This is a genomic window from Mesorhizobium sp. M1066 (assembly GCF_040318635.1).
In the GTDB taxonomy this organism is placed as follows: Bacteria; Pseudomonadota; Alphaproteobacteria; order Rhizobiales; family Rhizobiaceae; genus Mesorhizobium.
This window is the reverse complement of sequence record NZ_JAMYMR010000009.1, coordinates 207,233-214,422: the sequence shown is the minus strand read 5'-3', so window position 1 is coordinate 214,422 and position 7,190 is coordinate 207,233. Positions and strand designations below refer to the sequence as shown.

Annotated in this window: 8 protein-coding genes; 3 read left to right on the top strand and 5 right to left on the bottom strand. The window is 61.9% G+C overall.

The window, feature by feature from the left end:
* Positions 1 to 341 precede the first annotated feature (341 nt).
* Positions 342 to 1,901, top strand: a complete 1,560-nt coding sequence (locus NKH52_RS15705; protein WP_502908033.1) for an alkaline phosphatase D family protein — start codon at positions 342 to 344, stop codon at positions 1,899 to 1,901.
* 46 nt (positions 1,902 to 1,947) lie between these two features.
* Here NKH52_RS15705 and NKH52_RS15700 read toward each other — a convergent pair whose 3' ends face one another.
* The gene (locus NKH52_RS15700; RefSeq protein WP_352730845.1) at positions 1,948 to 2,229 is read right to left on the bottom strand and encodes a hypothetical protein; all 282 of its coding nucleotides are present in this window, start codon (positions 2,227 to 2,229) and stop codon (positions 1,948 to 1,950) included.
* Between the two features lie 197 nt (positions 2,230 to 2,426).
* Between NKH52_RS15700 and typA the strand changes: the two genes are divergently transcribed.
* Complete coding sequence (gene typA / locus NKH52_RS15695; protein ID WP_352730847.1) at positions 2,427 to 4,256, top strand: translational GTPase TypA; 1,830 nt, start codon at positions 2,427 to 2,429, stop codon at positions 4,254 to 4,256.
* 60 nt (positions 4,257 to 4,316) lie between these two features.
* Here typA and NKH52_RS15690 read toward each other — a convergent pair whose 3' ends face one another.
* A complete protein-coding gene (locus NKH52_RS15690; RefSeq protein ID WP_352967306.1) occupies positions 4,317 to 4,883 on the bottom strand; it encodes a DUF1062 domain-containing protein in 567 nt (188 codons plus the stop codon).
* Positions 4,816 to 5,085, bottom strand: a complete 270-nt coding sequence (locus NKH52_RS15685; protein ID WP_352967309.1) for a hypothetical protein — start codon at positions 5,083 to 5,085, stop codon at positions 4,816 to 4,818. Before NKH52_RS15685 ends, NKH52_RS15690 begins: the two co-directional genes overlap by 68 nt.
* 333 nt (positions 5,086 to 5,418) lie before the next feature.
* Here NKH52_RS15685 and NKH52_RS15680 point away from each other — a divergent pair, with 333 nt between their 5' ends.
* Positions 5,419 to 6,033 (top strand): LysE family translocator, encoded by a 615-nt coding sequence (locus NKH52_RS15680; protein ID WP_352731134.1) that lies wholly within the window; start codon positions 5,419 to 5,421, stop codon positions 6,031 to 6,033.
* Between the two features lie 10 nt (positions 6,034 to 6,043).
* On the opposite strand, the gene NKH52_RS15675 is transcribed toward NKH52_RS15680, so the two are convergent.
* Both NKH52_RS15675 and NKH52_RS15670 read right to left on the bottom strand, forming a co-directional pair.
* Entirely contained in the window at positions 6,044 to 6,370 is a 327-nt protein-coding gene (locus tag NKH52_RS15675) for a YciI family protein (RefSeq protein WP_352730850.1), read from the bottom strand.
* Between the two features lie 124 nt (positions 6,371 to 6,494).
* Positions 6,495 to 7,058: a peroxidase-related enzyme gene (locus NKH52_RS15670; RefSeq protein WP_352730852.1), complete on the bottom strand. Its 564-nt coding sequence runs from the start codon at positions 7,056 to 7,058 to the stop codon at positions 6,495 to 6,497.
* Positions 7,059 to 7,190 lie beyond the last annotated feature (132 nt).

The window sequence follows — 7,190 nt, the reverse complement described above, 5'->3', positions numbered from 1 at the left end:
CCCTCCCCCTTGTGGGGAGGGGTTAGGGGTGGGGGTCCGTGCCGGGCAGACATCTCAGGAATTCCATGTGCGATAGCCCTGCCCTCAAGGGGGAGATGTCGCCGAAGGCGACAGAGGGGGTCGTCTCACGTGGAACGCCGACTTCCTGCGTCTGCGACAAAGGGCCGAGCCCGGTCGGACCGACCCCCTCTGGCCTGCCGGCCATCTCCCCCTCGAGGGGGGAGATCACCCTGTTGATCGTCAGAAAAACTTCATCATTTCGAGATGTGCCTGAAACATTGACGCTGGATTTTGGTGGCACCGTTCAAGCCATCCAGGAGACAGCCGTGAACAAGCTTTCGATGACCCGCCGCGCTTTCGTCACTTCCGTCGGCGCCGTTGGCCTGGCCGGCGTTTCGGGTCTGGCGCTGCCCTACTATTCGCGCGCCAATCAGCGGCCGGCCTTCACCCATGGCGTCCAGTCCGGTGATGTCGACGCAACCAGCGGCATGGTGTGGACGCGCACCGATCGCCCGTCGCGCGTCATGTTCGAAGTGTCGTCGACGGAGAATTTTGCCAATGCGACGCGCCTGGCGCCTCTCGATACGTCGCCGGCCAGCGATTATACGGTCAAGCGGCTGCTCACCGACCTCGCTTCCGATCAGGATATCTTCTACCGCATGACATCGGCCGACCTCGCCGACATCAACGCCGTTTCGGAGCCGATCACCGGCCGTTTCAGGACGGCGCCAGCCTCGAAGCGCGACATCCGCTTTGCCTGGTCCGGCGACACCGCCGGCCAGGGCTGGGGCATCGATGAGACCGGCATGAAGACCTACGCCACGATCGGCAAGCACACGCCCGACTTCTTCCTGCATTCGGGCGACACCATCTATGCCGACGGCGCCATGAAGGACGAGGTCGACCTGCCCGGCGGCGGCAAGTGGAAGAACGTCGTGTTGATCGACGGCAAGCGCAAGGTCGCCGAGACGCTGGAAGAATACCGGGACCAGTGGAAATACAACATGATGGACAGGAACGTGCTCGGCCTGAGCGCCATCTGCCCGACTTTCTACCAGTGGGACGACCATGAAGTGCTGAACAACTGGTCGGATTCCAAGGATCTCAGCGCCGACAGCCGCTATACGGAAAAATCCATCCACGTGCTGGCGGCCCGTGCGGCGCGGGCTTTCCACGAGATGACGACGATCCGCTACGAACCTTCCGAGCCCGGCCGCGTCTATCGCAAGGTTGCTTATGGGCCGCTGCTCGACGTGTTCTTCCTCGACATGCGCTCCTATCGCGGCCCCAATGGTCCGGACATGCAGGATGAGATGACGCCGCAATCACGCATGCTGGGCGAACAGCAGACGAAATGGCTGAAGCGCGAACTGGCGAATTCGAAGGCGACCTGGAAGATCATCGCCGCCGATATGCCGCTCGGCCTCGTCGTCTGGGACGACGGCACCAAGAAGGTTGGCGCCGAAGCGGTCAGCAATGGCGACAATGGCTTGCCAAAAGGGCGCGAGCTCGAGATCGCCGACCTGCTGCGCTTCATCAAGAATGCCGGCATCAGCAACACCGTCTGGCTGACCGCCGACGTGCATTACACGGCCGCGCACTACTACAACCCGGACAAGGCGCAGTTCCAGGAGTTCAATCCGTTCTGGGAATTCGTCTCGGGTCCGATCCATGCCGGCACGTTCGGTCCCAACGATTTCGACATGACGTTCGGTCCGGAGCTGAAGTTCATCAAGGCGCCGACCGCCGAACAGGGACAGAACCTGCCGCCCTCGGCCGGTCTGCAATTCTTCGGGCTGGTCGATATTTCAGGCGCCAGCGAGCAGATGACGGTGCGGCTGATGGATCGCGACGACAACGAGCTCTACAAGGTGACGCTCGACCCGGTGCGGTCGGCGTAAGCGCGCTGATGGAAAGGTGTCGCGCGCGTCCAGGGCGCGCGGCGTCTTAGTCCGGGTAGCAGACCATCGGAATGTTCGGCCAGACGGCGCTGTCGCAGTTGGCGCTGACCTGCCTCTGCTTGAAGGCGGCGCTCACCGGGCCGGTCACCACCGGGTCGACGCCGTCGGGCGCGTCGGCGAAAATCTGCTCGGCCGACTGTGCCTCTGACGGCAAGGCAGGCCGTGATTCCTTCATCGTCGCGGCCGACTGCGCGGCGTTGGCGGCCAGCAGGACGGCGAAGGCAACGGACGCGATGAGCGGCCAGAATCGGTTGAGTTTATCGGTCATGACGTTCAAACTGCCCGGCCCCCGAAGGGTTCCCGCCTTGGTTAACAAAATCATCTCACACGCAGATGCTTAAGATTTGATGAGTATTTGGTGACGCGCCTCCTCTTTCGCAACTGCGAAAAACCCTGTATGAGCCGCGCAACCGAAAGAGGCAGCGCCTTTTGGCCTGCTGCCTGCAACGCTTCCGAGACCAGAACATGAAAATTCGTAATATCGCGATCATCGCGCACGTCGACCATGGAAAGACCACCCTGGTCGACCAGCTTTTGAAGCAGTCCGGCTCCTTCCGAGACAATCAGCGCGTCGCCGAGCGCGCCATGGATTCCAACGATCTCGAAAAGGAACGCGGCATCACCATCCTGGCCAAGGCGACTTCGGTCGACTGGAAGGATACCCGCATCAACATCGTCGACACCCCCGGCCACGCCGATTTTGGCGGCGAGGTCGAACGCATCCTGTCGATGGTGGACTCAGCCATCGTGCTGGTCGACGCAGCCGAAGGGCCGATGCCGCAAACCAAGTTCGTCGTCGGCAAGGCGCTCAAGGTCGGCCTGAAGCCGATCGTCGTCATCAACAAGATCGACCGTCCGGACGCCCGTCATGTCGAGGTGGTCAACGAGGTGTTCGACCTTTTCGCGGCGCTCGACGCCACCGACGAGCAGCTCGACTTCCCGATTCTGTACGGTTCAGGCCGCGATGGCTGGGTTTCGGAAAATCCGGAAGGACCCAAGGACCAGCAGCTGGGGCCGCTGTTCGACCTCGTCATCAAGCATGTGCCGGAGCCGACCGTTCATCCCGGCCCGTTCCGCATGATCGGTACCATCCTGGAAGCCAATCCGTTCCTCGGCCGCATCATCACCGGCCGCATCGAGAGCGGCACGCTGAAGGCCAACCAGCCGGTCAAGGTGCTGCACCATGACGGCACCCAGATCGAAACCGGCCGTATTTCGAAGATCCTGGCCTTCCGCGGCCTCGAGCGCCAGCCGATCGAAGAAGCGCAGGCGGGCGACATCGTCGCCATTGCCGGCCTGTCGAAGGGCACCGTCGCCGACACGTTCTGCGACCTGAGCGTGAGCGAACCGCTGCATGCGCAGCCGATCGATCCGCCGACCGTGACCATGTCGTTCCTCGTCAACGACAGTCCGCTGGCCGGCACCGAAGGCGACAAGGTGACCAGCCGCGTCATCCGCGACCGCCTGCTGCGCGAAGCCGAAGGCAATGTCGCGCTGAAGATCGAGGAATCGCCCGACAAGGATTCGTTCTTCGTCTCCGGCCGCGGCGAATTGCAGCTGGCCGTGCTGATCGAGACGATGCGCCGCGAAGGCTTTGAAATCGCCGTGTCGCGTCCGCGCGTCGTCATGCAGAAGGGCGAGAACGGCGAATTGCTGGAGCCGGTCGAAGAAGTCGTCATCGACGTCGATGAGGAGCATGCCGGCGTCGTCGTGCAGAAGATGTCCGAGCGCAAGGCCGAGATGGTCGAACTGCGCCCATCCGGCGGTAACCGCCAGCGCATCGTCTTCCACGCTCCGACCCGCGGCCTGATCGGCTACCAGTCGGAGCTTTTGACCGACACGCGCGGCACCGCCGTGATGAACCGGCTTTTCCATGCCTATGAGCCCTACAAGGGCGAGCTGCCGGGCCGCACCAATGGCGTGCTGATTTCCAACGAACAGGGCGAATCGGTCGCCTACGCCATGTGGAACCTGGAAGATCGCGGCCCGATGGTCATCGATCCGGGCGTCAAGGTGTATCAGGGCATGATCATCGGCATCCATAGCCGCGACAATGATCTTGAAGTGAACGTGCTCAAGGGCAAGAAGCTGACCAACATCCGTGCCGCCGGCAAGGACGAGGCGGTCAAGCTGACCCCGCCGATCCGCATGACGTTGGAACGCGCCCTGGCTTGGATTCAGGACGACGAACTGGTCGAAGTGACGCCGAAGACCATTCGGCTGCGCAAGCTCTATCTCGATCCGAACGAACGCAAGCGGTTTGAAAAGTCATCCAAGGTGGTCGGCGCGGCGTAAGCTCTCTATTTTCCAACAACCGAGCGGGGCGGAGCAACCAGTGTTCCGCCCCTTTTTCGTTCATCCACCGGCAGCCGAGATGATAGCCTGTCGATCGGCCTCGCCGGCCAGATCGATTCGGATCGCGATTCCCGCGCGGGCCGGCTTGCGCAGGGCCTTTGCTCCATCCGGGTCAAGGATGAGCAGCCGCTTCTCCTCCAGCGCCTGAAGCCGTGATCGCGAGATGCCAAGTTCGCCGGCGAGCAGCCGGTCGAGTCGCAGCGATGTCGGCATTTCGAGCCCAAGCTGGATTTCCAACACGGTCGCGGCTTCCCTGGTGTCGCCGAGCCTGCGCTTGTGGACGCTGACATCGGGGAATTCCTCGACGCGCCCGATCCGGTTGCGCAACGCGACTACATCGAAGGCATGACGATGAGCGAGTGCAAGATCGTTGCTTTCGAGTGCCGCCAGCAGCGCCGGGTCGATGTCGCGGCGGTTGCAGCGCTCGAAAATGCCGAAATTCCAGGAATTGTCGCAGTCGATGCAGCGATAGATCAACCACACGTCGATGCGTTTGCCGTTAGCGTTGACGCGGAATTTCCCGCTGCTGCAATAGGCTTTCACAGTGCCGCAGCGATTGCAGCTGATGAGCGGCCGAGGTGGGGTTTTGGGTGCGATCGTCCAATGGATACGCAGTGGTCCAGACATGCCGATAAGCCCTTCCCGTCGGGAAGTTCATCAGACCGGTGATGTCGAGATGCCCATGTGGGCACGGCGTGGCGAGAAGCTGCGGTTTTTGGAAATCGGGTGTCACGGGCAAAAGCCGCGCGACGCGGTTCAGCAGTGCCAAACCGGTCTCGAACCGCCGCCCAGAAGAACACATGGAAAACGAAAACAGACACCGCGAACGCGGTGTCATGCCTTGTGTCGGGGGAGTTGGCGAGACCGGCGGTTACGTAGGCAAAGTGAAGCTCAAAATTGTTTCGCGGCGGCCTTTCTAGCCGCGAGATGCTGGAGGTGCAAGGGACCTCGCAAGCCTTGGGTTCCTCTCCCCCGCTTTGCGGGGGCGAGGAACCCAAGCCTTGGTACGTCAGCGCCAATGGCCCGTATCGGGTTGCCTTTGCCAGAGCCGCAGCTGTCGAGTATTTGTGGTTGATTGAGCCCTGACACCGAGACCCTGGCCATGCACCCCACCTCGCTCCTGATTTTCGCCGCCGCTCTGTTCGTTGCCGCGGGCTCGCCCGGGCCATCGATCGCGGCGCTTGTCGCCCGCGTCATCTCGAAAGGGTTTCGCGACGTGTTCCCGTTCCTGCTCGCCATGTGGATCGGCGAGGGCATCTGGCTGTCGCTGGCGGTGTTCGGCCTGGCTGTCGTGGCGCAGACCTTCCATTTCGCCTTCGTCGTGGTGAAATGGGTCGGCGTCGCCTATCTGGCTTACCTCGCCTGGAAGATGTGGACCGCGCCCGTCGATGCAAAAGAGGGCGAGATGCCGCGCGAGGATTCTCCGGCAAAGCTGTTCTTCGCCGGCATGGCCGTGACGCTCGGCAATCCCAAGATCATGATGTTCTACCTGGCGCTGCTGCCGACCATCATCGACCTCGCTTCGGTCAGCATTGTCGGCTGGGTCGAGCTGACGGCGACCATGGCCGTGGTGCTGGTCGCCATCGATCTCGCCTGGGTGCTCGCCGCATCACAGGCGCGCAAGCTTTTGAAGAGCAAGCGCGCCATGAAGATCGCCAACCGCGTCAGCGCCACGACGATGGCCGGTGCGGCCGCAGCCATCGCGGCACGGTCCTGAGCCGAAAGCGTCAGCCCATCATATTGATGATCGGCGCGATCTCGACATTGCAGTTCGGCTCCATCAGGATCGGACAGTCCCTGGCCTTGCTGGCAGCGTCATCGATGTCCTTTGCCTCGATGATCGAGTAGCCACCGGTCGGATTGCTGCCGCCATTGTTCTCGATCTTGCCGCCGGGCAGCACAATCTTCGACATGCCAACCGGATTGCCGCGGTCGACCACAGCCGAACCAAGCTTTCCGAACCAGCCTGTCCAGGCATCCGTCATCGCCTTGAGGTCGGCCTCCGTAGTCGGCATTTTGCCCGAGCCGTGATAGACGTAGAGAAACTGTGCCATGTTCTCCTCCTTTGATTGGCGGCATCAAACCGGCATGCCGTCACGCCGCAGCCCGATCATCGGCCGAAATTGGCGAACAGGCAATTAGAATAAGCAATTGCTAATATACGAATGGCGCCGAGCCTCACCGTGCCATGGCGTGGTATTCGTCGTTCGGGCGCATGTCGATTGCCGCGGCCACGCGGTTCGACATGTTGAAGAAGGCAGCGGTCGAGGCGATGTCCCAGATGTCGCGATCGGTGAAGCCGGCCTGACGCAGCGCGGCCCGGTCGGCCTCGACGATCTTGGCCGGCGCTTCGGTCAGCTTGACGGCGAATTCGAGCATTGCCGTCTGCCTGGGCGAAAGATCGGCGGCGCGGAAATTCATCACCATCATTTCACCGAGCGCGGGGTCGCCTGAGAGCTGACGCACCGCAGCGCCGTGCGCGGTCAGGCAATAGTAGCAATGGTTGATCGAGGAGACGGCGACCGCGATCATCTCGCGCTCCAGCTTCGACAGGCCGGACTCAGCCAGCATCAAATCGTTGTACATGTCGGTGAAGGCGCGCAGCTTCCTGTCGTCGAAGGCATAGGCCCTGAGCACGTTGGGGACGAGGCCGAGCTTCTCCTCGCATTTGGCGAAATAGGTTTTTGTCGCCTCGCTCAGCGCTCCGGATCCGAGGTCGAGCGCGGTGATTTTGCCGGTCATGGGTCATTTCTCCTCATCGAGCGGTGCCTTGTCACCGAATTCCGATAATTCTTGGCAAGCCGTCAAACCTTTGTCGCCAAATACCGGTCATCTGCTACGATAGTCGTAAAAGCATTCGACGGGAGGAAATAG

Bases quoted from the DNA above. Each gene is read 5' to 3' on its own strand.
- NKH52_RS15705 (WP_502908033.1), top strand. From the start codon at position 342: ATGACCCGCCGCGCTTTCGTCACTTCCGTCGGCGCCGTTGGCCTGGCC.
- NKH52_RS15700 (WP_352730845.1), bottom strand. From the start codon at position 2,229: ATGACCGATAAACTCAACCGATTCTGGCCGCTCATCGCGTCCGTTGCC.
- typA (WP_352730847.1), top strand. From the start codon at position 2,427: ATGAAAATTCGTAATATCGCGATCATCGCGCACGTCGACCATGGAAAG.
- NKH52_RS15680 (WP_352731134.1), top strand. From the start codon at position 5,419: ATGCACCCCACCTCGCTCCTGATTTTCGCCGCCGCTCTGTTCGTTGCC.
- NKH52_RS15675 (WP_352730850.1), bottom strand. From the start codon at position 6,370: ATGGCACAGTTTCTCTACGTCTATCACGGCTCGGGCAAAATGCCGACT.
- NKH52_RS15670 (WP_352730852.1), bottom strand. From the start codon at position 7,058: ATGACCGGCAAAATCACCGCGCTCGACCTCGGATCCGGAGCGCTGAGC.